The 25,601-nt window shown below is 70.9% G+C and carries 20 protein-coding genes; 12 read left to right on the forward strand and 8 right to left on the reverse strand.

Annotation, left to right across the window (positions count from 1 at the left end; translation table 11 throughout):
* Window positions 1–11 precede the first annotated feature (11 nt).
* Both ACIHAR_RS21845 and ACIHAR_RS21850 read right to left on the reverse strand, forming a co-directional pair.
* Window positions 12–1,322 (reverse strand): MFS transporter, encoded by a 1,311-nt coding sequence (locus ACIHAR_RS21845; protein ID WP_365470253.1) that lies wholly within the window; start codon window positions 1,320–1,322, stop codon window positions 12–14.
* A gap of 69 nt (window positions 1,323–1,391) precedes the next feature.
* On the reverse strand, window positions 1,392–2,438 hold the full coding sequence (locus ACIHAR_RS21850) for a S66 peptidase family protein (RefSeq protein WP_365470250.1): 1,047 nt from the start codon (window positions 2,436–2,438) through the stop codon (window positions 1,392–1,394).
* Between the two features lie 101 nt (window positions 2,439–2,539).
* On the opposite strand from ACIHAR_RS21850, the gene aroQ reads away from it, so the two are divergent.
* Window positions 2,540–3,013 (forward strand): type II 3-dehydroquinate dehydratase, encoded by a 474-nt coding sequence (gene aroQ / locus ACIHAR_RS21855; RefSeq protein ID WP_365470247.1) that lies wholly within the window; start codon window positions 2,540–2,542, stop codon window positions 3,011–3,013.
* A gap of 357 nt (window positions 3,014–3,370) precedes the next feature.
* On the opposite strand, the gene ACIHAR_RS21860 is transcribed toward aroQ, so the two are convergent.
* Both ACIHAR_RS21860 and ACIHAR_RS21865 read right to left on the reverse strand, forming a co-directional pair.
* Entirely contained in the window at window positions 3,371–4,027 is a 657-nt protein-coding gene (locus ACIHAR_RS21860; RefSeq protein ID WP_365470245.1) for an MBL fold metallo-hydrolase, read from the reverse strand.
* Between the two features lie 10 nt (window positions 4,028–4,037).
* Window positions 4,038–4,724 carry a maleylpyruvate isomerase family mycothiol-dependent enzyme gene (locus tag ACIHAR_RS21865; RefSeq protein ID WP_365470242.1) on the reverse strand — a complete coding sequence of 229 codons (687 nt, stop codon included), beginning with the start codon at window positions 4,722–4,724 and terminating at the stop codon, window positions 4,038–4,040.
* A gap of 223 nt (window positions 4,725–4,947) precedes the next feature.
* On the opposite strand from ACIHAR_RS21865, the gene uvrA reads away from it, so the two are divergent.
* Entirely contained in the window at window positions 4,948–7,977 is a 3,030-nt protein-coding gene (uvrA, locus tag ACIHAR_RS21870; RefSeq protein WP_365470239.1) for an excinuclease ABC subunit UvrA, read from the forward strand.
* Window positions 7,978–8,112: 135 nt separating this feature from the next.
* On the opposite strand, the gene ACIHAR_RS21875 is transcribed toward uvrA, so the two are convergent.
* Entirely contained in the window at window positions 8,113–8,685 is a 573-nt protein-coding gene (locus ACIHAR_RS21875; RefSeq protein WP_400021168.1) for a YceI family protein, read from the reverse strand.
* Between the two features lie 100 nt (window positions 8,686–8,785).
* Here ACIHAR_RS21875 and ACIHAR_RS21880 point away from each other — a divergent pair, with 100 nt between their 5' ends.
* Entirely contained in the window at window positions 8,786–9,640 is an 855-nt protein-coding gene (locus ACIHAR_RS21880) for a helix-turn-helix domain-containing protein (protein WP_400021170.1), read from the forward strand.
* A 57-nt stretch (window positions 9,641–9,697) separates the two neighbouring features.
* Here ACIHAR_RS21880 and ACIHAR_RS21885 read toward each other — a convergent pair whose 3' ends face one another.
* Together ACIHAR_RS21885 and ACIHAR_RS21890 are read right to left on the reverse strand one after the other, a co-directional pair.
* Entirely contained in the window at window positions 9,698–10,609 is a 912-nt protein-coding gene (locus tag ACIHAR_RS21885; protein WP_400021172.1) for a carbohydrate kinase, read from the reverse strand.
* Complete coding sequence (locus ACIHAR_RS21890; protein WP_400021317.1) at window positions 10,606–11,661, reverse strand: LacI family DNA-binding transcriptional regulator; 1,056 nt, start codon at window positions 11,659–11,661, stop codon at window positions 10,606–10,608. Before ACIHAR_RS21890 ends, ACIHAR_RS21885 begins: the two co-directional genes overlap by 4 nt.
* 340 nt (window positions 11,662–12,001) lie before the next feature.
* Between ACIHAR_RS21890 and ACIHAR_RS21895 the strand changes: the two genes are divergently transcribed.
* Window positions 12,002–12,445: a Rieske (2Fe-2S) protein gene (locus tag ACIHAR_RS21895; protein ID WP_365470230.1), complete on the forward strand. Its 444-nt coding sequence runs from the start codon at window positions 12,002–12,004 to the stop codon at window positions 12,443–12,445.
* Between the two features lie 30 nt (window positions 12,446–12,475).
* Here ACIHAR_RS21895 and ACIHAR_RS21900 read toward each other — a convergent pair whose 3' ends face one another.
* Window positions 12,476–13,435: a hypothetical protein gene (locus ACIHAR_RS21900; RefSeq protein ID WP_400021175.1), complete on the reverse strand. Its 960-nt coding sequence runs from the start codon at window positions 13,433–13,435 to the stop codon at window positions 12,476–12,478.
* 475 nt (window positions 13,436–13,910) lie between these two features.
* On the opposite strand from ACIHAR_RS21900, the gene uvrC reads away from it, so the two are divergent.
* The 8 genes from uvrC (at window position 13,911) to tpiA (ending at window position 25,590) form a co-directional block, all read left to right on the forward strand.
* Window positions 13,911–15,986, forward strand: coding sequence for an excinuclease ABC subunit UvrC (gene uvrC / locus ACIHAR_RS21905; protein ID WP_400021177.1), 2,076 nt, complete (start codon window positions 13,911–13,913; stop codon window positions 15,984–15,986).
* The gene (gene rapZ, locus ACIHAR_RS21910; protein WP_400021179.1) at window positions 15,983–17,065 is read left to right on the forward strand and encodes an RNase adapter RapZ; all 1,083 of its coding nucleotides are present in this window, start codon (window positions 15,983–15,985) and stop codon (window positions 17,063–17,065) included. Before uvrC ends, rapZ begins: the two co-directional genes overlap by 4 nt.
* The gene (gene yvcK, locus ACIHAR_RS21915) at window positions 17,062–18,129 is read left to right on the forward strand and encodes a uridine diphosphate-N-acetylglucosamine-binding protein YvcK (RefSeq protein WP_365471734.1); all 1,068 of its coding nucleotides are present in this window, start codon (window positions 17,062–17,064) and stop codon (window positions 18,127–18,129) included. Before rapZ ends, yvcK begins: the two co-directional genes overlap by 4 nt.
* Window positions 18,120–19,109, forward strand: a complete 990-nt coding sequence (gene whiA, locus ACIHAR_RS21920; protein ID WP_365471731.1) for a DNA-binding protein WhiA — start codon at window positions 18,120–18,122, stop codon at window positions 19,107–19,109. The genes yvcK and whiA overlap by 10 nt, the downstream gene beginning before the upstream one ends.
* A 156-nt stretch (window positions 19,110–19,265) precedes the next feature.
* A complete protein-coding gene (locus tag ACIHAR_RS21925; RefSeq protein ID WP_400021182.1) occupies window positions 19,266–22,223 on the forward strand; it encodes a M14 family zinc carboxypeptidase in 2,958 nt (985 codons plus the stop codon).
* Between the two features lie 229 nt (window positions 22,224–22,452).
* On the forward strand, window positions 22,453–23,460 hold the full coding sequence (gap, locus tag ACIHAR_RS21930; protein WP_365471725.1) for a type I glyceraldehyde-3-phosphate dehydrogenase: 1,008 nt from the start codon (window positions 22,453–22,455) through the stop codon (window positions 23,458–23,460).
* Window positions 23,461–23,596: 136 nt separating this feature from the next.
* The gene (locus tag ACIHAR_RS21935; RefSeq protein WP_365471722.1) at window positions 23,597–24,808 is read left to right on the forward strand and encodes a phosphoglycerate kinase; all 1,212 of its coding nucleotides are present in this window, start codon (window positions 23,597–23,599) and stop codon (window positions 24,806–24,808) included.
* A gap of 5 nt (window positions 24,809–24,813) precedes the next feature.
* A complete protein-coding gene (tpiA, locus tag ACIHAR_RS21940; RefSeq protein ID WP_365471719.1) occupies window positions 24,814–25,590 on the forward strand; it encodes a triose-phosphate isomerase in 777 nt (258 codons plus the stop codon).
* Window positions 25,591–25,601: the final 11 nt, after the last annotated feature.

Below are 25,601 nucleotides of genomic sequence, written 5' to 3' on the forward strand. Positions count from 1 at the left end.
GTCCGCCGTCGTCATCCCGCGGCCGCCTCCGCCTCCGGCGCCGCCACCGGCGCCGGACGTGTCTCCGGGAGGAGGGCGAAGCATCCGAGGCTGAGCAGAGCGACGCCTGTCAGATACGCGCCCACCCCCCACGGCACGCGCCCCGCGTGTTCCGCGAGGGCCGTCGCCACGATGGGTGTGAGAGCGCCCCCGAAAACGCCACCGAGGTTGTAGCCCACCGCCGCACCCGTGCAACGCACACGCGGTTCGTACAGCTCCGGCAGGTAGGCGGCGATCACGCCGAACATCGTGACGAAGGCGACCAGTGCCCCCAGGATGCCGAAGAACATCAAAAGCGGCTCGCCGGTCGCCAGGAGAGCGACCATGGGGAGCATCCACAGGGCGGCCGCGGCGCACCCTGCGAGGCAGAGCGGACGCCGGCCGAAGCGGTCGCCGAGCAGTGCCGCCACGGGCGTCAGCGCGCCCTTCACCACCACGGCGGCCATGATGCAGGCGAGCATGACGGTACGGCTCACCCCGAGTCGCTCCGTGGCGTAGGCCAGGGACCACGTCGTGACGGCGTAGAAGATCGCGTACCCGACGGCGAGGGCGCCGGCGGTCAGCAGGACGAGTCGGCCATGGGAGCGCACGACCTCGACGAGCGGCACGCGCGCGTGGTCGTCGATCTCCAGGAACCGGGGACTCTCCGGGAGGGAGGACCTGAGCCACAGTCCGAGCACCGCCAGGACGCCGGCCGCCCAGAACGGCACCCGCCACCCCCACTGCGCGAACTGTGCCTCGGTGAGCGTCGCCGTCAGGACCAGCACCACTCCGTTCGCCAGCACGAAGCCCACCGCGGGACCCACCTGCGGGAAGCTCGACCACAGGCCGCGCCGCTCGGCGGGTGCGTGCTCCGCCGTCAGCAGGACCGCGCCGCCCCACTCCCCTCCCAGCCCCAGCCCTTGGAGGAAGCGCAGCACGAGCAGCGCCAGGGGAGCGGTGAGACCGATCTGGTCGTACGTCGGTAGGCATCCGACGGCGACCGTCGAGGCGCCGGTCAGCAGCAGGGAGACGACGAGGACCGGCCGGCGTCCGCGCCGGTCCCCGATGTGCCCGAAGAGCACCGAGCCCAGCGGCCGCGCCACGAACCCCACACCGAAGGTCGCGAAGGCGGCCAGCGTCCCCGCCAGTGGCGAGAACGTCGGGAAGAACAACGGCCCCAGGACCAGCGCGGCCGCGGTCCCGTAGACGAAGAAGTCGTAGAACTCGATGGCCGTCCCGGCGAGCGAGGCGGCCGCGAGCCGTGGCATGGAGGGCGCCTTCACGGTGTGTACGTCGTGCATGACGCCTCAACCACCCGGCGTCACCGCGGGTTACGGGGGCGCACGGCGGCGCGGGCCGTGCCGACCGGCTCAGTAGGTGACGGTGATGCGCCGTGCGGGGCCGTCGACGCGGATCGTCCCGCCGTAGGGGAGGACGAGTTGCGGATCCGTGTGGCCGAAGTCCACGTCGAAAACGACCAAGGTGTCGGGGGCGTACGAGGCCAGCGCGCGCTGCACCGCCTCGCGCTGCTCGGCGGCGTACCGTGCGGCTTCCCCAGGGCCGTGCGGATGCTCGAAGGACCAGGTCTTGGCGCGGGCCATCAGCAGCGCCGGGAAGCGCTGCAGGAGGCCGCGCTCGCCCATGCTCCGCAGGGTGCGGAAGACCTCCGTGGCGCTGGGCAGTTCCTCCGAGGTCTCCAGGATCAGCACACCGCCGTCGTACACGGACAGGTCGTGCGAGATCTCGCGGTCGGCCATGAGCAGCCAGGAGAGGATCTCCAGGCTGCCGCCCCAACTGCGGCCCTCCACCACGCGGTCGGCGTTGAGCCACGTCCAGCCCGTGCCGGGACGGGTCTCCGGCTCCGCCTCGAAGGTCGCCGGGTCGGCCCAGTCGCGGTCGATGTCGTTCCAGCGCTCGGCGGGCCGCAGTTCGTACGGGCCCGAGGTGAACAGCGCCGCCCGCAAGGAGTCGGCGGTGAGCCGGTCCATGCCCACGGGCCGACCGAGCTGCACCATCACACTCGTGCCGTGGTAGCCGACGATGCCGGTGCTGTACAGGTACGCGAGCAGGTTCGTGTTGTCGCTCGTCCCGAAGAACGGTTTCGGGTTGGCGCGGATCAACTCCCGGTCCAGCAGCGGCAGGACGGTGATCTGGTCGTCGCCGCCGATCGACGCGATGACCGCCTTCACGTCCGGGTCGGAGAAGGCCGCGTGGATGTCGTCGGCGCGCTCCCGCGCGGTCGCGCCCGTCTTCCGGGTCGTCGGGTACTCGACCGGGTCCAGACCGAACTCCTTCCGCAGCCGTTCCAGCCCCAGTTCGTAAGGGCGCGGGAAGAGCCCGGGAAGGCCCGCGGACGGCGAGACGACGGCTACGCGGTCACCGGGTGAGGGCTTGGGAGGATACGCGGGGATCGTCATGCCGGGAGCGTACGGCCTGCTGTCCTGCTGTTTCACCGTGATAAACCGGGTCTGAGCGGCGGCCTCGACGGGCCGCACCACCCCGACGGACCGGAGGAACCGTGCCCCGCACCCTCGCCAGCGCCCCGATCATGATCCTCAACGGCCCCAATCTGAACCTCCTGGGCCAGCGCCAGCCGGAGATCTACGGGTCGGACACCCTGGCCGACGTCGAGGCGATGTGCGTCAAGGCGGCTGCCGCGCACGGCGGCACAGTGGACTTCAGGCAGTCCAATCACGAGGGTCAGTTGGTCGACTGGATCCACGAGGCGCGCCTGAACCACTGCGGGATCGTGATCAACCCCGGCGCCTACTCCCACACGTCGGTCGCGATTCTGGACGCGCTCAACACCTGCGACGGTCTGCCGGTGCTGGAGGTCCACATCTCCAACATCCACCAGAGGGAGTCGTTCCGGCACCACTCCTACGTCTCCCTGCGCGCCGACGGCGTCATCGCGGGGTGCGGTGTGCAGGGATACGTGTTCGGCGTCGAACGGGTCGCCGCGCTGGCGGGGACGGGGAAGGCGGACGCGTAAGCACCGGTCTCCGGGAGTCCGCCCCCTTACGGCCGGCCCCGCCTCGACGCCCCGCCACAGGAAGCGCCGCGTGCGCACCCAGGTCCGGACGGTGGGGCGGGCATTGCCGTCTTGTGATGACGGCCGCACCCCGACGCCTGGGCCGCCGGCCGAGGGCGGGGAACGTAGGCCGGCGGCCCGTTCCGTGCGGGAGCCGTCATCCCGCGCGGGGCTACCACCAGTTGACAGCGCGACCATGGTCGCGGGGAGCGCGCGTGAGGCACCGGCGCGTGCACGCCATTCACACGGGGCGCGCGTGTGGCGACGCGCGCCCCCTCACGGGTGCGCACCGTGCGCCACCACGGGCGCACGCGAAAATCACCACCCGCGCGCGTGCCACTCCGGCAGGTGCGGACGCTCGGCGCCCAGCGTGGTGTCGTTGCCGTGTCCCGGGTAGACCCAGGACTCGTCGGGGAGCGCGTCGAAGATCTTCGTCTCGACGTCGCGGATCAGACTGGCGAACGCCTCGGGGTCCTTGCGCGTGTTGCCCACGCCGCCCGGGAAGAGGCAGTCGCCCGTGAACACGTGGGGATGTCCGTGCGGGTCGTCGTAGACGAGGGCGATCGAACCCGGCGTGTGCCCGACCAGGTGGCGCGCGGTGAGCTCCACGTTGCCCACTCGGATGACGTCGCCGTCGTCGACCAGGACGTCGGTGGGCACCGGGATGCCCGCGGCGTCGTCCCGTCCGGCGTACGTACGCGCGCCCGTGGCGGCGACGACCTCGGCGAGCGCCTGCCAGTGGTCGGCGTGCTGATGGGTGGTGACGACGGAGGCGATGCCGTCGTCACCGATCATGCCGAGGAGCGTCTCCGCCTCGTTGGCCGCGTCGATCAGCAACTGCTCGTCCGTGGCCCGGCAGCGCAGCAGATAGGCGTTGTTGTCCATCGGGCCGACCGCGATCTTGGTGATCATCAGGTCCTTGAGCTCGTGCACGTCGGCCGGGCCGCCGACCCTCACCTCTCCGCTGTACGTCATGGCTGCCAGCCTATAGCGGGGGAAGGGCCGGGAGGGCTCCACCCTCGACGGTCAGCCCCGCGCCGTCGCGGCGCCCGGCGAGCCAGCCCAGGAGGTCGGCGCGGGACCCGTTGACGGTCACCTCGGACCCGTCGCCCTCACGGCCCGTGTGCCACGCGCGGGTGCCGTCCGTCAGGCGTGTCGGCGGCACGTCCGGGTGCCCGGTGAACCGCTCCGCGAGGAAGACGATCTCCCGCTCGGTGAACTCCGCCGGCAGGTCCTCCAGCTCATAGCCGATGCCGAGGTCCACGTGGTGCAGCTCGATCTCGACCCACCGCCGGAAGGGCACCCGGGCCGCGGAGTCGGTCACCCCGTTCCGCAGTTCCACCGTCCGCGACCAGTCGGCGGGCGCGGCCCCGGCGTCCTGGAAGCGCGCCGCGCTGTCCCGCAGGTCCGCGAGCTGGACGTCCAGGGAGCGCGGGGCGTCCCGCTCGATGTCCGCGTCCCGGGCCTCACCGGAGACGTACATGGGACGGCCCTGGAGGACGTTCACGAGGGCGTCCGCGTTGCGGGCCAGATGGGCGAGGACGTGGCCGCGGCTCCAGCCGGGCAGGCGTGACGGTTCGGTCACCGCCGCGTCGTCCAGCTTCGCGACTGCGGTGAGCAGCCGTTCGGTCGCTTCGCGTACAGACACCAGGTCATGAGCGTGATCAGTCATGGTGCTGACCCTAGCTTCGCCACTCCTTCGGGTGAAGGTGGTGGACCGCGCCCGCAAATCGAATGCGCGTGCTATATGGTCAGGGGCGGCGTCGGGCATGCTGGATGGCCGGGGATTGTTGTGAACCGGTGAATCCCGACCGGCGTTGTCAGTGGCTCCCCCTAGTCTGAGAAAGACGGGGGCCCCGCCCCTGTCACTTCTCTCAAGAAAGGTGCGGACCGGCGTGGCCGACCGTCTCATCGTCCGTGGCGCGCGCGAGCACAATCTCAAGAATGTCTCGCTCGACCTGCCGCGCGACTCGCTCATCGTCTTCACGGGCCTGTCGGGGTCGGGCAAGTCCTCGCTGGCCTTCGACACGATCTTCGCCGAGGGCCAGCGGCGTTACGTGGAGTCCCTCTCGTCGTACGCCCGGCAGTTCCTCGGCCAGATGGACAAGCCGGACGTGGACTTCATCGAGGGCCTCTCCCCGGCGGTCTCCATCGACCAGAAGTCGACCTCGCGCAACCCGCGCTCGACGGTCGGCACGATCACCGAGGTCTACGACTACCTGCGTCTGCTGTTCGCGCGCATCGGCAAGCCGCACTGTCCCCAGTGCGGCCGCCCCATCTCGCGCCAGTCGCCGCAGGCCATCGTCGACAGGGTTCTGGAGCTGCCGGAGGGGAGCCGCTTCCAGGTCCTGTCCCCGCTGGTGCGTGAGCGCAAGGGCGAGTTCGTCGACCTCTTCGCCGACCTCCAGACCAAGGGCTACTCCCGCGCGCGCGTGGACGGCGAGACGATTCAGCTGTCCCACCCGCCCACGCTGAAGAAGCAGGAGAAGCACACCATCGAGGTGGTCGTCGACCGCCTCACGGTGAAGGAGTCCGCCAAGCGCCGGCTCACCGACTCCGTCGAGACCGCCCTCGGCCTGTCCGGCGGCATGGTCGTGCTCGACTTCGTCGACCTCCCCGAGGACGACCCCGAGCGCGAGCGCATGTTCTCGGAGCACCTGTACTGCCCGTACGACGACCTGTCGTTCGAGGAGCTGGAGCCCCGCTCCTTCTCGTTCAACTCGCCCTTCGGCGCCTGCCCCGAGTGCACCGGCATCGGTACGCGCATGGAGGTGGACCCCGAGCTGATCGTCCCCGACGAGGACAAGTCCCTCGACGAGGGCGCCATCCACCCGTGGTCGCACGGCCACACCAAGGACTACTTCGGCCGTCTGATCGGGGCCCTCGCGGACGCGCTGGGCTTCCGGACGGACATCCCCTTCGCGGGCCTGCCGCAGCGCGCGAAGAAGGCGCTCCTCTACGGGCACAAGACGCAGATCGAGGTCCGCTACCGCAACCGGTACGGCCGCGAGCGCGTGTACACGACGCCGTTCGAAGGCGCCGTCCCCTTCGTCAAGCGCCGGCACAGCGAGGCCGAGAGCGACGCCAGCCGCGAGCGCTTCGAGGGCTACATGCGCGAGGTGCCCTGCCCCACCTGTGAGGGCACCCGCCTGAAGCCGATCGTTCTCGCGGTCACGATCATGGAGAAGTCCATCGCCGAGGTCTCCGCGATGTCCATCAGCGACTGCGCGGACTTCCTGGGCGAGCTCAAGCTCAACGCCCGCGACAAGAAGATCGCCGAGCGGGTGCTGAAGGAGGTCAACGAGCGGCTGAGGTTCCTGGTCGACGTCGGCCTGGACTACCTCTCCCTCAACCGCGCGGCCGGCACGCTCTCCGGCGGCGAGGCCCAGCGCATCCGCCTGGCCACCCAGATCGGCTCCGGCCTCGTCGGCGTTCTCTACGTCCTCGACGAGCCGTCCATCGGTCTGCACCAGCGCGACAACCACCGGCTGATCGAGACCCTCGTCCGACTGCGCGACATGGGCAACACGCTCATCGTCGTCGAGCACGACGAGGACACCATCAAGGTCGCCGACTGGGTCGTCGACATCGGCCCGGGCGCCGGCGAACACGGCGGCAAGGTCGTCCACAGCGGCTCCCTGAAGGAGCTGCTCGCGAACGCCGAGTCGCAGACCGGTCAGTACCTGTCCGGCAAGAAGGCCATCCCGGTACCCGACATCCGCCGTCCGCGTGACCCGGCCCGGCAGCTCACGGTGCACGGCGCCCGCGAGAACAACCTCCAGGACATCGACGTCTCCTTCCCGCTGGGCGTGTTCACCGCCGTCACCGGCGTGTCCGGTTCCGGGAAGTCGACGCTGGTCAACGACATCCTGTACACCCACCTGGCCCGTGAGCTGAACGGCGCGAGGAACGTGCCGGGCCGGCACACCCGCGTCGACGGCGACGACCTCGTCGACAAGGTCGTGCACGTCGACCAGTCGCCCATCGGCCGCACCCCCCGGTCGAACCCGGCCACGTACACAGGGGTCTTCGACCACATCCGCAAGCTGTTCGCCGAGACGACCGAGGCGAAGGTCCGCGGCTACCTGCCCGGCCGCTTCTCCTTCAACGTCAAGGGCGGCCGCTGCGAGAACTGCTCCGGCGACGGCACGATCAAGATCGAGATGAACTTCCTCCCGGACGTGTACGTCCCGTGCGAGGTCTGCCACGGCGCCCGCTACAACCGGGAGACCCTGGAGGTCCACTACAAGGGCAAGTCCATCGCCGACGTCCTGAACATGCCGATCGAGGAGGCGACGGACTTCTTCGAGGCCGTTCCCGCGATCGCCCGTCACCTCAACACACTCAAGGACGTCGGGCTCGGCTACGTCCGGCTCGGCCAGTCCGCGACCACCCTGTCCGGCGGTGAGGCCCAGCGCGTCAAACTCGCCAGCGAGCTGCAGCGCCGCTCCACCGGCCGCACGGTCTACGTCCTGGACGAGCCGACCACGGGCCTGCACTTCGAGGACATCAGCAAGCTCCTCAAGGTCCTCTCCGGCCTCGTCGACAAGGGCAACACGGTCATCGTCATCGAGCACAACCTCGACGTGATCAAGACCGCCGACTGGGTGGTCGACATGGGCCCCGAGGGTGGCGCCGGCGGCGGCCTCGTCGTCGCCGAGGGAACCCCAGAGGAGGTCGCCGGGGTGCCGGCCAGCCACACCGGCAAGTTCCTGCGGGAGATTCTCGGCGCTGACCGCATCAGCGACGCGGCACCGGTCAAGGCCTCGCGCGGGACGGCGGCGAAGAAGACGGTCGCGGCCAGGTCGACGGCGAGGAAGACGGCGTCCGCCACGACGTCCGTCAACAACACGGCGACGAAGAAGGCGGCCGGGGCCACGAAGGAGACCCCCGCGAAGAAGACGACTCGCGCCCGCAAGGCCTGAGCCGAGCGGCGTTCCGGAGTCCGGCCGAACAGCCGTCAGATCATGACTGCTTCTGAACAGTCGTGATAATTCCGGTCGTTGCGGGAAACACGGCGCCCCGCGGGAACTTCCCGCGGGGCGCCGTCCGTTCCACCATCAGCCGCCCTGGCCCTGCGGTTCGACGAACTGCATGTCCAGCTGCACCTTGACAACGTCACCGAGGAACCCGGCGCCGAAGTCCAGCCCGAAATCGCTGCGCCGGATCTCACCCGTCGCCTCGAAACCGGCGTGCCTCCTCTGGTCCACAGGGGAGTCCACCACCCCGCCGAAGTCGACGGCGAGCGTGACCGGGCGGGTCACGTCCCCGATGGTCAGGTCCCCTTCCATCGTCCAGTCCTCGCCCTCCCCGGACACGCGCGTCGAGCGGAAGGCCATCGTCGGACGCTTCTCCACGTCGAGCAGGTCGGCCGAGCGGGTGTGGGCGTCCCGGTCGGGGTTCCCGGTGTCCACAGAGGCAAGAGCGATCTCGGCGCTCACCCGCACGTCGTCGGCCGTCTCACCGACGTACAGCCCGGCCGTCACCTCGCGGAAGCGGCCGCGCACCTTGGCGATCCCGAGGTGCCGGATGGTGAAGTTGACCGCCGAGTGCAGCGGGTCGAGCTCCCAGTCGCCCGGCGACAGGGGCAGGGCCGTCGTGGTCGGCGTCTTCACGGTGTTGTCCTGAGTCATGTCTCCACCCTCCCGGCGCCGCCGGACGGAAGGGAGACCGGCTCGAGGGTGGTAGTGAGAGGGCCACCCTCAGCGGCGGAACCCGTTGTACGTTCGGTGGGTGAGCGACAACGAGTTGGGCACCTTCCTGCGCACCCGCCGCGAAGCCGTCACACCCGCCGACGTCGGGCTGCCCGCAGGCCCCAGGCGCCGTACGCCCGGACTGCGCCGAGCCGAGCTGGCCACGCTCGCCGGCGTCAGCGTCGAATACCTCACCCGCCTGGAACAGGGGCGCGACCGCAACCCCTCGCCCCAGGTCCTCGGCGCCCTCGGCGACGCGCTGCGCCTGGCTGTGCCCGACCGCATCCTGCTGCGCCGTCTGGCCAAGGAGGCCGGTGTCGACCAGGTGCTCTGCACCTCGGCGGCACCTCCTGCCCGCACGGTACGTCCCACCGTGCGCGCGCTCCTGGACCGGCTGGAGCCGACACCGGCGGTCCTGCTCAACTGGATCGGCGACATCGTGACGCACACCGCCGGCTACGAGCGGTTGGCCCGCCCGCTGGGCCTGCTCGACGGCAGCGCGCCCAACGTCATGAGGTACCTGTTCACCGACGCACGGGCCCGGGCCGTGTTCCCCGGCTGGGACCGCCTCGCCGACGAGCAGGTCGCCCACCTCCGGCACGAGGCCACCCTGCACGACCCGCACGTCGCCGCGCTCGCCGACGAGCTGACCGTCACCGCGGGCGCCCCGTTCAGCGATCGGCTGGCAGCCGTTCCGTCGATGCCGGCCCGGTTCGGCATCGACATCGTCGACCATCCGGAGGCAGGACGGCTGCGCCTGTCGTACGAGGTGCTGTCCCTGCCGGAGGAGGGCCAGCGCCTCATGGTCCACCTACCGGCCGACGAGGCCACGGCCACGGCGTTGGACCACCTCAACGGACGCAAACCGGGGGCGCTGCGCGCTGTGAGCGGCTGATGCACACCGGCCGGCCGGGAGACGCCGGCCGGTGGACGCAGGCCGCTCCGCGCCCCTCTACAGTTCGCCCACTTCGGCGGCGTACGGCGGCTCGGCGCCCGCCCGGGAGCAGGTGATCGCCGCCGCGCGGGCCGCGTACCGCAGCAGCCGCTCCCAGCCCTCGCGGCCCAAGCCCGCGAGCGCGGCCGGAGACAGGGCGTCCAGCGCCGAAAGTCCGTGCAGCAGGGCCGCGTTCACGGTGTCGCCCGCGCCGATGGTGTCCACGACGTCGACCTTCTCACCGGGCACCGGGTACACGGCGCCGTCCCGGGTGAAGGCGGTCAGCCCGTCGCCGCCGTGCGTGATCACAACGGCCGAGGGGCCGGCGGACAGCCACTCGCGGGGAGTACCGCCCAGCCAGCGGGCGTCCTCCTCCGAGAGCTTCAGAAGCGACACCGAGGGCAGCCAGCCCCTGAAGCGGGCCCGGTAGGCGTCGGCGTCGGGGATCAGACCGGGCCGGATGTTCGGGTCGAGCGCCGTGAACAGGCCCTGCGCCGCCGCACTCCGCATCAGCTTCTCGTAGGCGCCCGCACCCGGCTCCAGGACGAGTGAGCACGTGCCGAAGGACACCGCCCGCGTCCCGGCGGGCAGGCCGGCCGGGACGGTGAACAGCCGGTCCGCGGTGCCCTCGACGTAGAAGGAATAGGCGGCCGAGCCGTTGCCGTCGATCGTGGCCACGGCGAGTGTGGTGGGCTCGGGGCCGCGCTGCACCGCCGACACCTCCACGCCCGATTCCCGCAGTCCGTCCAGCAGCGCCTCGCCGAAGGCGTCGTAGGAGGTGCGGGAGCAGAAGGCGGTGGGGGAGCCGAGGCGGCCGAGGGCCACGGCGGTGTTGTAGGGGCCGCCGCCGAGGGCCGGCTGCAGAGCCGCCAGGGCGCCCGGGCCCTGAGGTACCAGGTCGATCAGGGCCTCACCTGCGACGACGATCACGGGGCGGTTCCTTTCTCGGATGGCTTGGACTGCCGGTCGGTGCCGCAGCCGCACGACGTGCGGTGCACGAAGGTGCAGGGAAGCCGCACGGTCCGGGCAGGCCGGTCGGGTGCGGCGAGGCGTTCGAGGAGCACGCGGACGGCCCGGGCGCCGATGTCCCTGCCGGGCTGGGCGACCGCGGTCAGCCGGGGGGAGAACAAGTCCGCCCAGGCGAAGTCGTCGAAGCAGCACAGCGCGATGTCGTCGGGCACGGTCAGGCCGTGCGCGCGCAGGGCGTGCAGGGCACCGAGGGTCATCACGTTGTTTCCGGTGACCAGCGCGGTCGGCGGGGTCGCCAGGGACAGCAGGGCTGTGGTGGCCCGTCCGGCGCCGGCCGACTCGGAGTCGCCGTGTGCCAAGAGGGCCTCGTCGTAGGGGAGCCCGGCGGCTGCGAGGCCCTGCCGGTAGCCGGTGATCCGTTCGGCGGTGGTGCTGAGGCCGGGCAGGCCGGCGACCAGGGCGATGCGGCGGTGGCCCAGGTCGGCGAGGTGGGTGACCAGCTGGGCCATGGGTTCGGCGTTCTCGGCGCACACCTGGTCGAAACGGGGAACGCCGTCCGCCGGGGCGTCGACGGTGCGGTCGAGGAGGACGGCCGGCACACGGTGACGGATGAGGTAGGCGAGGAGCCCGCCGGGGTCCGCGGACGGCGCGACGATCATGCCGTCCACCCGGCGCTCGTGGAGCAACTGCGCGACCTTGCGTTCGTGGGCGGGGTCGTCGTGCGGATCGGCGAGCAGCAGGCTGTAGCCCTCCTCCAGGGCGGCGGCCTCCACGCCCTGCAGGATCTCGGTGAAGTAGGGGTTCCTGATCGCCGACACCGCGAGCCCGATGGAGCGGGTGCGCGAGGTCACCAGGGAGCGGGCGAGGGTGTTGGGCGTGTAGCCGAGTTCGTCTATGGCGTCGAGAACGGCCTGTCGCGTGTGGGGCAGCACGGGGCGGGTGTTGTTCAGCACGTGCGAGACGGTGGCCACGGAGACACCGGCGTGCCGTGCGACGTCGGCCATGGTCGGCATCGAGGAGCCCTTCCTGACAGCGGCGGTGCCGTTCTGGCCGGGAAGGTACCTCATCGGTGGAGGGCGCGTAAACGCTTGCGCAAGCGTTTACGTCCGCACAACCCCGCTCAAGCCCATGCAACCCCCGCCGCAGCTCGCCCACCCTGCGGCTGTATCGTGCGGTGGCTGGTGGCTGGTGGCTGGTGGCTAATGGCTGGTCGCCGGTGACGGGTGATCGCTGGCCGACTGCCCGGCAGTCGACTTGCCGGGTGACATCGGCATCGCGGCTGACCTGAGCCGCTCGGCACCGTCGTCACCGCCTCCGCCCCCGTACCGCCGTCCGACCAGCAGTGGAGTCCGCATGCCCGACCGATCCTCCGCGAGCCGCCGTACCGTCCTGCGAGGAGCGGCTGTCGCACCGGCCGCGGCTCTCGTGCCCGCCGCCGGGCTGGGTCTGGCCGCCTGTTCGCCGACCGGCGGGACCACGGCGCCCGCGACGCCCACCGTCCCGGTCGAACTCGGCGCGGACAGCGAGGTCGGGAAGGGGAGCGCGAAGCTCTACCGGGACCACAACGTGGTCGTCAGCCGGTCGGCGAGCGGCGAGCTGAAGGCCTACAGCTCGGTCTGCACGCACGCGGGGTGCCCCATCAACAAACTCGACGGGACAACGCTGATCTGCCCCTGTCACGGCAGCGAGTTCGACGCGACGACCGGCGCGGTGGTGCGGGAACCGGCGACCGTGCCGCTCAGCGAGCTGTCGGTCAAGGCCGAGAACGGCCGGATCGTGGCGGGGCCGCGCGCCTGATCCGGGCGGCGTCGACCGGGGCGGGTCCGTTCACTCCCAGTCCCACCCGATGCCCACCACGCCCGACCGCACACGCGGCTCGACGAGGTGGACGGAACGGTGCCGCCGGCTGAGCGGCAGTTCCTGACGGCCGCTGCGCGGTGCCGCCGCCGAGTGCCGGGTGAAGCGGTGGCAGCGTGTCGGCAGCGCGTTCTCGTCGAACCGTATCTGGAGGGAGTACTGGCCGCCCGGGGTGCCGAAGCCGCGGACGTACTCACGGGAGGCGCCCGCGGTGCCGTCCTCGACGGCGTAGCGGAAGAGGAAGGTGTCGCCGGCTCTGAGACGGGTGTCGAACAGGAGCTCGGCGACGAGGATGCCGGTCTCATGGTGCCGGCGAACGCGGCCCTGGCGGCAGTTCTCCAGGGCGTGCAGCGTCATCCGCTCGGGAGAGCAGCCGGGGTCGCCGTGGTGGACGGCCACGAAGCGGTCGACGCCGTCGCGGTGGGCGCGGACGATGTGCTGGGACTCGCGCCCCAGGAGTTCCCGGTTGGCGCCGATGCGCACCCGTTCATGATGGCCGAGGGCGTGCAGTCCGTCGTCCGGCGGGCACTCCAGTTCGACGAGCAGCTTGTCCAGGATGTCCGAGGCCTGCACGTACGAACGGTAGGAGCGGCCCGTCGGCTGCCCGTCGGCCGTGTCGGCGTCGGCCTCGGTGAGGAGCCGGATCAGTGACTCGTCCGGCAGGCGAAGAATCTCCTCCAGGGCCCGGACGGCCCTCAGCGACTCGGGGCGCTGCGGACGCCGGGCGCCCTGCTGCCAGTAGCTGAGACTGGTGACCCCGACCTTGACGCCGTGCCGTGAGAGATGGTGCTGAACGCGCTGCAGAGGCAGCCCCCGGGCGGCGATCGCGGCGCGCAGGGCGACGTGGAAGGGGCCGCCCCGCAGGGCCGCGTCCAGGTCCGCGGCGGCGACGTCGGCGGCGGCGTCCGCGTGGTGTGGGGCATGCGGCATGCAGGGGCCTTTCTGTGAATGCGCACGACGGCTGGTCGGACCGTTCGTGTTGTGCCCGGGCCCTCCGGTGACGCGGGGGCGCCTTCATACCCGTAGGGCGTGCTGCGCCGCCCCGAGTTCCCCCGCATTGAAGCGTGTTGACCAAGTCCCGACAACACCCGAGGCCCGAACGAGGCCTGCCGTTGGCCGAGTCGGGACTCCTGCCCACCACACGCCGTACCACCCCAAGCCGTCACCCCCAGCCCTCCGCCACGCCGCCCCACGCCACCCCACTCCGCCCCGCCCGCGTCGACGAACGCCTCCCGCCACCCGAGCACTCCCCGAGCCGAGCGCCCCGCCACCCGGGCCCTCCCGCGACCCGAGCGCCCCGCCACCCGAGCACCCCCGCCACCCAAGCACCCCACCCCCGGACACCTCCCCCTCCGTTGTCCACAGCCCCGCCGGACTGTCACTCCGCGCCAGTAGGGTGTGAGACATGGCCGACCCCTCCAGCTACCGCCCCAAGCCGGGACAGATCCCGGACTCGCCTGGGGTCTACAGGTTCCGCGACGAGCACCGCCGGGTGATCTACGTCGGAAAGGCGAAGAGCCTGCGCCAGCGCCTGGCGAACTACTTCCAGGACCTCGCGGGACTGCATCCGCGTACGCGCACGATGGTCACCACGGCCGCGTCCGTGGAGTGGACGGTCGTGTCCACGGAGGTGGAGGCGCTCCAGCTGGAGTACTCCTGGATCAAGGAGTACGACCCCCGGTTCAACGTCAAGTACCGCGACGACAAGAGCTACCCGTACCTCGCGGTGACGATGAACGAGGAGTTCCCGCGCGTGCAGGTGATGCGCGGCCACAAGAAGAAGGGCGTCAGGTACTTCGGGCCGTACGCGCACGCGTGGGCGATCCGCGACACCGTCGACCTGCTGCTGCGCGTCTTCCCGGTGCGCACCTGCTCCGCCGGCGTCTTCAAGAACGCCGCCCGTACCGGCCGCCCCTGCCTGCTCGGCTACATCGGGAAGTGCTCCGCGCCCTGCGTCGGGCGGATCTCCGCCGACGACCACTGGGATCTGGCGGACGAGTTCTGCGACTTCATGACCGGCCGCACCGGCACGTACCTGCGTCGTCTGGAGAAGCAGATGATGGAGGCGGCCGAGGAGATGGAGTACGAGCGGGCGGCCCGCCTGCGCGACGACATCGAGGCCCTGAAAAAGGCCATGGAGAAGAACGCGGTCGTGCTCGCGGACGCGACCGACGCCGACCTGATCGCGGTCGCCGAGGACGAGCTGGAGGCGGCCGTGCAGATCTTCCACGTCCGCGGCGGACGCGTGCGCGGCCAGCGCGGCTGGGTGACCGACAAGGTCGAGGAGGTCACCACCGGCGCCCTCGTCGAACACGCCCTCCAGCAGCTCTACGGCGAGGAGACCGGGGACGCCGTCCCCAAGGAGGTCCTGGTCCCCGCTCTGCCCGACCCGGTGGAGCCGGTCCAGGAGTGGCTCACGGGCCGCCGCGGCTCGGGTGTCTCCCTGCGCGTCCCCCAGCGCGGCGACAAGCGGGCCCTCATGGAGACCGTCGAGCGCAACGCCCAGCAGGCGCTCGTCCTGCACAAGACCAAGCGCGCCTCCGACCTGACCACGCGCTCGCGTGCCCTGGAGGAGATCGCCGAGGCCCTCGACCTGGACAGCGCCCCGCTGCGCATCGAGTGCTACGACGTCTCGCACCTCCAGGGCGACGACGTCGTCGCGTCCATGGTCGTCTTCGAGGACGGCCTCGCCCGCAAGAGCGAGTACCGCCGCTTCCAGATCAAGGGCTTCGAGGGCCAGGACGACGTCCGCTCCATGCACGAGGTGATCACCCGCCGCTTCCGGCGCTACCTCGCGGAGAAGGAGAGGACGGGGGAGTGGACCGACGGCGAGCCTGCCGCCGCCGACGGCAGCCTCCCCGAAGCTCCCGCCGACACCCTCACCGAGGACGACGGCCGCCCCAAGCGGTTCGCCTACCCGCCGCAGCTCGTCGTCGTCGACGGCGGACAGCCGCAGGTCGCGGCCGCCAAGCGGGCCCTGGACGAGCTCGGCATCGACGACATCGCCGTCTGCGGCCTCGCCAAGCGACTGGAGGAGGTCTGGCTGCCGGACGACGACGACCCGGTCGTCCTGCCCCGCACCAGCGAAGGCCTCTACCTGCTCCAACGGGTCCGTGACGAGGCCCACCGCTTCGCGATCACCTACCAGCGCACCAAGCGCGCCAAACGGTTCCGCGCCGGCCCCCTCGACGACGTCCAGGGCCTCGGCGACAGCCGCAGGCAGGCGCTGATAAAGCACTTCGGTTCGGTGAAGAAGCTGCGTGCCGCGACGATAGACCAGATCTGCGAGGTACCCGGCATAGGCCGCAAGACCGCCGAGACGATCGCCGCGGCCCTCGCCCAGGCGGCCCCGCCCGCACCCGCCGTGAACACGGCGACCGGAGAGATCATGGATGAGGAGGAGCCCGAAACGACGGCGGGCTCCCCCGGGGAGCCCGTGAGCACGGGCGCCCCACGAGAACGACGGGGGCAGGAGACATGACCGAGCACGACGCACAGCCCACAGCCGACCGAGATCAGGCGCTCACAGCAGCGTCCCAGCAAGCGCCCAGGGAGACCGGCGAGGATTCCGCCCGGCGCGACACACGCCACGACGCCGCCGCGCCCGAGACGGGCCCGGACAGCGCCGAGCACACCGCAGGACACGAAGACGGAGCACAGGTGAGTACGGACGTCACACCGCCCGGCATCCCCGAGGCGGCCATCCCCGAGCTGGTGATCATTTCCGGCATGTCCGGGGCGGGCCGCTCGACCGCCGCCAAGTGTCTGGAGGACCTCGGCTGGTTCGTCGTCGACAACCTGCCGCCCGCCCTGATCCCCACCATGGTGGAGCTCGGCGCCCGCTCCCAGGGCAACGTGGCCCGGATCGCGGTCGTCGTCGACGTGCGCGGCCGTCGCTTCTTCGACAACCTCCGCGAATCCCTCGCCGACCTCGAGGCGAGGAACGTCACCCGGCGGATCGTCTTCCTGGAGTCCTCCGACGAGGCCCTGGTGCGCCGCTTCGAATCCGTGCGGCGCCCCCACCCCCTCCAGGGCGACGGCCGCATCGTCGACGGCATCGCCGCCGAGCGCGAGCTCCTGCGCGAGCTGCGCGGCGACGCCGACCTGGTGATCGACACCTCCAGCCTCAACGTGCACGAGCTGCGCGCCAAGATGGACGCCCAGTTCGCGGGCGAGGAGGAGCCCGAGCTGCGGGCCACCGTCATGTCCTTCGGCTTCAAGTACGGCCTCCCGGTCGACGCCGACCTGGTCGTGGACATGCGCTTCCTGCCCAACCCGCACTGGGTCCCGGAGCTGCGCCCCTACACCGGGCTGAACGACGAGGTGGCGACCTACGTCCTCAACCAGCCCGGCGCCAAGGAGTTTCTCGACCGGTACGCGGAGATCCTCCAGCTGATCGCCGCGGGCTACCGTCGGGAGGGCAAGCGCTATGTGACCATCGCGGTCGGCTGTACGGGCGGTAAGCACCGCTCGGTCGCGATGTCGGAGAGGCTCGCCGCGCGACTCGCGGCCGAGGGCGTGGAGACGGTGGTCGTGCACCGGGACATGGGACGGGAATGACAGGACGTACTCCGCGGCTGGGCCGGCTGCGCAGGATGGCGCCGGAACGGCGCGTGAGCCGGCCGGTCGAAGCCCGGGGCGGCAAACCGCGCCGCCGCGGCACCCAGCCCAAGGTCGTCGCCCTCGGCGGCGGCATGGGCCTGTCGGCCTCGCTCGCCGCACTGCGCCGGATCACCGGCGACCTCACCGGCGTCGTCACGGTGGCCGACGACGGCGGTTCCAGCGGGCGCCTGCGGGACGAGCTGGGCGTGCTGCCGCCCGGCGACCTGCGCAAGGCGCTGGCCGCGCTGTGCGGCGACGACGACTGGGGCCAGACCTGGGCCCGGGTCATCCAGCACCGCTTCCAGTCGCAGGGCGAGATCAACGGCCACGCGGTCGGCAACCTGCTGATCGTCGCCCTGTGGGAGCAGCTCGGCGACCACGTCCAGGCCCTGGACCTGGTCGGCAAGCTCCTCGGCGCACAGGGACGCGTGCTGCCCATGTCGGCCGTACCCCTGGAGCTCCAGGCGCTGGTCAAGGGGCACGACCCGGCGCGGCCCGAGGAGGTCGACACGGTGCGGGGGCAGGCGACCGTCGCGTTGACGCCCGGCGAGGTGCAGTCCGTGCACCTCGTGCCGCACGACCCCCCGGCCGTCCCGGAGGCGGTCGCGGCCGTCCTGGACGCGGACTGGGTGGTACTCGGGCCCGGCTCCTGGTTCTCCTCGGTCATCCCGCACCTGCTGGTGCCCGAACTGCTGGACGCCCTCATGGAGACGAAGGCACGCCGGGTACTCTCCCTGAACCTCGCGCCGCAGCCCGGAGAAACCGAGGGCTTCTCCCCGCAGCGTCATTTGGAGGTTTTGGGACGACACGCCCCTAAACTCGCCCTGGACGTGGTGCTGGCCGACGAGGCAGCCGTGCCCGACCGCGACTCGCTGACCGACGCCGCCAAGCGGTTCGGGGCCGCGGTCGAGCTGGCGCCGGTGGCGCGGCCCGACGGCACTCCGCGGCATGATCCGGAGCTGCTGGCCGCCGCGTACGACCGTATTTTTCGGATGCATGGAAGGATCGGCCCATGGCGATGACGGCAGCGGTGAAGGACGAGATCTCCCGGCTCCCCGTCACCCGGACCTGCTGCAGAAAGGCGGAGGTCTCCGCCATCCTGCGGTTCGCCGGCGGCCTTCACCTGGTGAGCGGTCGGATCGTGATCGAGGCGGAGCTGGACACCGCGATGGCGGCCCGCCGGCTCAAGCGGGACATCCTGGAGATCTTCGGCCACAGCTCGGAGCTGATCGTGATGGCGCCCGGCGGTCTGCGCCGCGGCTCGCGCTACGTCGTGCGCGTCGTCGCCGGCGGTGACCAACTGGCCCGTCAGACCGGCCTGGTGGACGGCCGCGGCCGGCCGATCAGGGGCCTGCCCCCGCAGGTGGTCTCGGGGGCCACCTGTGACGCCGAGGCGGCCTGGCGCGGGGCCTTCCTGGCGCACGGCTCGCTCACCGAGCCCGGCCGTTCGTCCTCCCTCGAGGTCACCTGCCCCGGCCCCGAGGCCGCGCTCGCCCTCGTCGGCGCCGCCCGCCGCCTGTCCATCGCCGCGAAGGCCCGCGAGGTGCGCGGGGTCGACCGGGTGGTGGTCCGCGACGGCGACGCCATCGGCGCCCTGCTCACCCGTCTGGGTGCGCACGAGTCGGTGCTGGCCTGGGAGGAACGCCGGATGCGCCGTGAGGTGCGCGCCACGGCGAACCGTCTCGCCAACTTCGACGACGCCAACCTGCGCCGCTCCGCGCGCGCGGCCGTCGCCGCCGGCGCCCGCGTCCAGCGCGCCCTGGAGATCCTCGGCGACGAGGTCCCCGAGCACCTCGCCGCGGCCGGCCGGCTGCGCATGGAACACAAGCAGGCCTCGCTGGAGGAACTGGGCGCCCTGGCCGACCCGCCGCTGACCAAGGACGCGGTCGCCGGCCGGATCCGCCGTCTGCTCGCGATGGCCGACAAGCGGGCCTCCGACCTCGGCATTCCGGGCACCGAGGCCAACCTCACCGAGGAGCTCGCCGACAATCTCGCCGTCTGAGCACGGCTGAGGTCCTGTCAGAACGCCGGTTCCCGCCTCCGCTTGGGTGGTGGGCACCGGCGTTCGCGTGTCCTTGACGCACCCTTGACTCGATCATGGACTGTCATGAGCCTGGCTTCTGTTCGCTGCTGTGGCGGACCCACGCTAGGGGGGTTCATGAGACGTAGAGCGAGATCGATCCTCGCTGTCGGCGCGCTCCTGATCGGCGGAGCGAGCATCGCACCCATCGCCCAGGCACAGTCCGGGGGAACACCCCGGGAATCCGACGCGGACGAGGTCAAGGTCTTCCGCGCCGAGGTCACCAAGAAGCAGATCCCGCTGCTGCTGGCGGCCGGTCAGGACGGTCACGAACTCAGTGAGCAGGCGCCCGAGCGGGGCACCGCGACCGTCGAGGTCTACCTCACCGACGACCAGGCGAAGACTCTCGAGAAGCAGGGCGTCCCGCTCACCGAGCACACCCTTTCGGCCAAGGCCGAGAGCCGCGTCGAGGCCGCTTCCGACGGAGTGTTCCGCCCGTACAGCGGCAAGGGCGGCCTGAAGGAGGAGATCCTCCGCACCGGCCAGGAGAACCCCGGCCTCACCAAGGTCGTCTCCATCGGCAAGACCGTCAACGGCCAGGACATCCTCGCGCTCAAGCTCACCAAGAACGCGAAGAAGACCAAGGACGGCTCCAAGCCCTCCGTGCTGTACCTGTCCAACCAGCACGCGCGCGAGTGGATCACCCCGGAGATGACCCGCCGGCTGCTCCACCACTACCTGGACAACTACAAGACGGACCGGCGCATCAAGAAGCTCGTCGACACCACCGAGTTGTGGTTCGTGCTGTCGGCCAACCCCGACGGCTACGACTACACCTTCGAGAGCACCGACAACCGCCTGTGGCGCAAGAACCTGCGGGACGTCAACGACGACGGCGCGATCTCCACCGGCGACGGCGTCGACCTCAACCGTAACTTCGCCTACAAGTGGGGCTACGACGACGAGGGTTCGTCCCCGAACCCCACCAGCCAGACCTACCGCGGTGCCGGCCCGAACTCGGAGCCCGAGACCAAGGCGCTGGACGCCTTCGAGCGGCGCATCGGCTTCGAGTACGGCATCAACTACCACTCCGCCGCCGAACTCCTCCTCTACGGCGTGGGCTGGCAGGTCGCCACCGACACCCCGGACGACGTGCTCTACGAGGCCCTCGCCGGCACCCCGGAGAACTCCGCCATCCCCGGCTACCACCCGCAGGTCTCCTCGGAGCTGTACACCACCAACGGCGAGGCCGACGGTCACGCGGCCAACGTCAACGGCACGGCGATGTTCACCCCCGAGATGTCGACCTGTCAGACCGTCTCGAACCTCTACCCGGACGACCAGTGGAACGCGGCCGACTGCCAGTCGGTGTTCAACTTCCCGGACGACGAGAAGCTGATCCAGGAGGAGTTCGCGAAGAACATCCCGTTCGCGCTCTCCGTCGCCGAGAGCGCCGCCCGCCCCGACCAGCCGAAGTCCTCGGTCGGTCTGACCGCCGCCGACTTCACTCCGGCGCCGTTCACCACGTCGTACGCGCGCGGCGCCGACCAGGAGGTCTCCGTCGTCGTCCGCAAGGCGATCCGCGACAAGGAGCTCAACTACCGCGTCAACGGCGGCCGGGTCCACGACGAGACGCTGAGGCCCTGGAAGGGCGGCGAGACCTACGGCGGTGACGACAACCTCTACTTCGACGAGTACCGGGCCGAGGTCGAGGACGGCGAACCGGGCGACAAGGTCGAGGTGTGGTTCACCGGCGAGACCGCCGGCGGCAAGAAGGTCTCCAGCGAGCACTTCACCTACACCGTCGCCGAGCGGCCCAGGGCCGACACCCTCGTCGTCGCCGAGGAGGGCGCGGCCGCCACGCAGGCGCAGACCTACGTCGACGCGCTGAAGGCGAACGGCCGCAAGGCGGTCGTCTGGGACGTCGCCACCCAGGGCGTGCCGGACGCGCTCGGCGTGCTGAGCCACTTCGGCACGGTCGTCCACTACACGGGCGCGAGCGTCCCCGGCAACCCGACCCAGCTGCAGCTGCGCGCCTACCTCAACGAGGGCGGCAAGCTGATCGAGGCGGGAGAGCTGGCCGGCGGCAACGTCGACCTCGGCGACGGCACCCCGTCCAATGACTTCAGCCAGTACTACCTGGGCGCCTACACCCGTACGTCCCTGTCCGACGCGACCTCCTTCGAGGGCGCGGGCGCGCTCGCCGGAGCCACCGGGCCCCTGGCCGCGGCGCCCGGCAACCCGCTCAACCAGGCCGGCTCCTACGGCGTCACCTCCGACACCCTGCCCGTGAGCGCCTTCCCGCAGTTCACGAGCGCGGGCGCGGGCCGCTACCCCGGCACCGTCAACCCGTACGGACCCTTCGAGGGCGCGACCATGGCGGCCGTCACGCACAGCGACTACGTCTGGAACCGGCTGACCCGCACCATCGACCTCACCGGGGTGAGCGCGTCCGACAAGCCCGCCCTGCGCACGCGCATGCTCTGGAACACCGAGGAGGGCTACGACCACGCCGTGCTGGAGGCGCACACCGCCGGCGCGGACGACTGGACCACGCTCCCGGAGGCCGGCGGCGCCACCAGCACCGCCGTGCCCGTCGAGTGCGAGGCGGGTTACTTCATCCAGGCCCATCCCGCCCTCAAGCGGTACCTGACGCTCTCCGGCGGAGCCTGCACGCCCACCGGCACCAGCGGCTCGTGGAACAGCTTCACCGGAGCCTCGGCGGGCTGGCAGGAGGTGTCCTTCGACCTCTCCGCGTACGCCGGGAAGACCGTCGAGGTGGCGCTCTCCTACATCACCGACCCCGGCTCCGGCGGCCGCGGCGTCCTCGTCGACAACGCCTCCCTCGTCATCGGGGGCACGGCGACCGAGACCGAGGGCTTCGAGACGTCGCTGGGCGCCTGGAGCGTGCCCGGCCCGCCCGCGGGCAGCCCCGCGGTCGTCAAGGACTGGACGCGCTCCGGGGCGCTCTTCCAGACGTACGCCTCGGTCGCCACGGACGACACCGTGCTGCTGGGCTTCGGCCTGGAGCACCTCACCGCCGCGGCGGACCGCAACGCGCTCATCGGAAAGGCCCTCGACTCACTTGGCGAGTGACACGCTGAGGTCAACATCGCGCCACGCGGTGTGACCGAAACGAGTGATCGGGCCTTCGGGCCAGGGCGGTCCGTACCCCTACTGGCGGGTACGGGCCGTCCTGCCGTGTATGCGGCAACTCGATGTCACCACGGGGCCCTCGGAGAGGTAGGGTCGGGGGTGGTCGGGGACATCCCAAATACAGCTCGCCGGCACCGCATGGCCGGCGTACCAACGAGGAGATCGGTTCGTGACGATCCGCGTAGGCATCAACGGCTTTGGCCGCATCGGTCGTAATTACTTCCGCGCGCTGCTGGAGCAGGGTGCAGACATCGAGATCGTGGCTGTCAACGACCTGGGTGACACCGCGACCACCGCCCACCTGCTGAAGTACGACACCATCCTGGGCCGCCTCAAGCAGGAGGTCTCCCACACCGCCGACACGATCACCGTCGACGGCAAGACCATCAAGGTCCTCTCCGAGCGCAACCCCGCCGACATCCCGTGGGGCGAGCTGGGCGTCGACATCGTCATCGAGTCCACCGGCATCTTCACGAAGAAGGCCGACGCGGAGAAGCACCTCGCCGGCGGCGCCAAGAAGGTCATCATCTCGGCTCCGGCGACGGACGAGGACGTCACCATCGTGATGGGCGTCAACCAGGACAAGTACGACGCGGCCAACCACCACGTCATCTCCAACGCCTCCTGCACCACCAACTGCGTGGCGCCGATGGCCAAGGTCCTGGACGAGAACTTCGGCATCGTCAAGGGTCTGATGACGACGGTGCACGCGTACACGAACGACCAGCGCATCCTGGACTTCCCGCACAAGGACCTGCGCCGCGCCCGTGCCGCCGCCGAGAACATCATCCCCACCACCACCGGTGCCGCCAAGGCCACCGCGCTGGTCCTGCCGCAGCTCAAGGGCAAGCTGGACGGCATCGCCATGCGCGTCCCGGTCCCGACCGGCTCGGTCACCGACCTCGTCCTCGAGCTCAGCCGCGAGGTCACCAAGGACGAGGTCAACGCCGCCTTCCAGAAGGCCTCCGAGGGTGAGCTCAAGGGCATCCTGGAGTACACGGAGGACCCGATCGTCTCCTCCGACATCGTCAACGCCCCGGCGTCCTGCACCTTCGACTCCTCCCTGACCATGGTCCAGGAGGGCAAGAACGTGAAGGTCATCGGCTGGTACGACAACGAGTGGGGCTACTCCAACCGCCTCGTCGACCTGACGGTCTTCGTCGGCGGCCAGCTCTGACCCTCGGAGCAGGCACCCCCATGTGAAGGCAGGGCTCGGGCGGCGCACGGACGCGCCGCCCGGGCCCTGCCTCACGTACGGAACAGCCCTCTCTACGATCACCGGAGTACCACCAGCCCTCCCGGGAGTCCCTTTCATGAAGACGATCGACGAACTCCTCTCCGAAGGTGTGGCCGGCAGGCGGGTCTTCGTCCGCGCCGACCTCAACGTGCCGCTCGCCGACGGCGCCATCACCGACGACGGCCGCATCCGCGCCGTACTGCCGACCGTCAAGGCCCTCGCGGACGCGGGCGCCAAGGTGGTCGTCGCCTCTCACCTGGGCCGCCCCAAGGGCGCCCCGGACCCGGCCTTCTCCCTGGCCCCCGCCGCCGCCCGCCTCGGTGAACTCCTCGGCTCCGCCGTCGCGTTCGCCACCGACACGGTCGGCGAGTCCGCCCGCTCCACCGTCGGGGCACTGGCCGACGGTCAGGTCGCGGTCATCGAGAACCTGCGCTTCAACCCCGGCGAGACGTCCAAGGACGACGCCGAGCGCGGCGCCTTCGCCGACCAGCTCGCCGAACTCGCCGACGTGTACGTCGGCGACGGCTTCGGCGCGGTGCACCGCAAGCACGCCTCCGTGTACGACCTGCCGGCCCGCCTGCCGCACGCGGCCGGCTCCCTCATCGCCACCGAGGTCGGCGTCCTGAAGAAGCTCACCGAGGACGTCAAGCGCCCGTACGTCGTCGCGCTCGGCGGCGCCAAGGTCTCCGACAAGCTCGCCGTCATCGACGAGCTGCTCGGCAAGGCCGACCGCCTCCTCATCGGCGGCGGCATGGCCTACACCTTCCTCAAGGCCAAGGGCCACGAGGTCGGCATCTCCCTCCTGCAGGAGGACCAGATCCCGGCCGTCACCGAGTACATCGAGCGCGCCGAGAAGACCGGCGTCGAGCTGGTCCTGCCCGTCGACGTCCTGGTCTCGACCGAGTTCCCGGACCTGAAGACGAAGGCCCCCGCCCACCCGACCGTCGTCGCCGCGGACGCGATCCCCGCCGACCAGGAGGGCCTGGACATCGGTCCGGAGACCCGCAAGCTGTACGCCTCGAAGCTCGCCGACGCCGAGACCGTCTTCTGGAACGGCCCCATGGGCGTCTTCGAGCACCCCGACTTCGCCGAGGGCACCCGGGCGGTCGCCCAGGCCCTCGTCGACTCGAAGGGGTTCACCGTCGTCGGCGGCGGTGACTCCGCCGCGGCCGTGCGCACGCTCGGCTTCGACGAGAACGCATTCGGCCACATCTCGACCGGTGGCGGCGCCTCCCTCGAGTACCTCGAGGGCAAGACGCTCCCCGGCCTCGCCGCACTGGAGGACTGACCTACATGAGCACGCGCACGCCGCTGATGGCGGGCAACTGGAAGATGAACCTCAACCACCTCGAGGCCATCGCCCACACCCAGAAGCTCGCCTTCGCCCTGGCCGACAAGGACTACGAGGCCGTCGAGGTCGCCGTCCTGCCGCCGTTCACCGACCTGCGCTCCGTGCAGACCCTGGTGGAGCACGACAAGCTGAAGATCAAGTACGGCGCCCAGGACATCTCCGCGCACGACTCGGGCGCCTACACCGGCGAGATCTCCGGCCCGATGCTGGCCAAGCTCCGGTGCACGTTCGTCGCGATCGGCCACTCCGAGCGCCGCCAGTACCACCGCGAGACCGACGAGCTGGTGAACGCCAAGGTCAAGGCCGCCTACAAGCACGGCCTGACCCCGATCCTGTGCGTCGGCGAGGAGCTGGAGGTCCGCGAGGCGGGCAACCACGTCACCCACACCCTCACCCAGGTCGAAGGCGGTCTCAAGGACCTCCCGGCCGAGCAGGCCGAGACGATCGTGATCGCCTACGAGCCCGTCTGGGCCATCGGCACCGGCAAGGTCTGCGGCGCCGAGGACGCGCAGGAGGTCTGCGCCGCCATCCGCGGCAAGATCGCCGAGCTGTACTCCCAGGACGTGGCCGACAAGGTCCGCATCCAGTACGGCGGCTCCGTGAAGGCCGGCAACGTCGCCGAGATCATGGCCCAGGCCGACATCGACGGCGCCCTGGTCGGCGGCGCCTCGCTGGACGCCGACGAGTTCGTCAAGATCGTGCGCTTCCGCGACCAGTGATCCGAGCTGTG

Origin of the sequence: Streptomyces sp. NPDC052016, assembly GCF_044548445.1 — a bacterium.
Classification (GTDB): domain Bacteria; phylum Actinomycetota; class Actinomycetes; order Streptomycetales; family Streptomycetaceae; genus Streptomyces.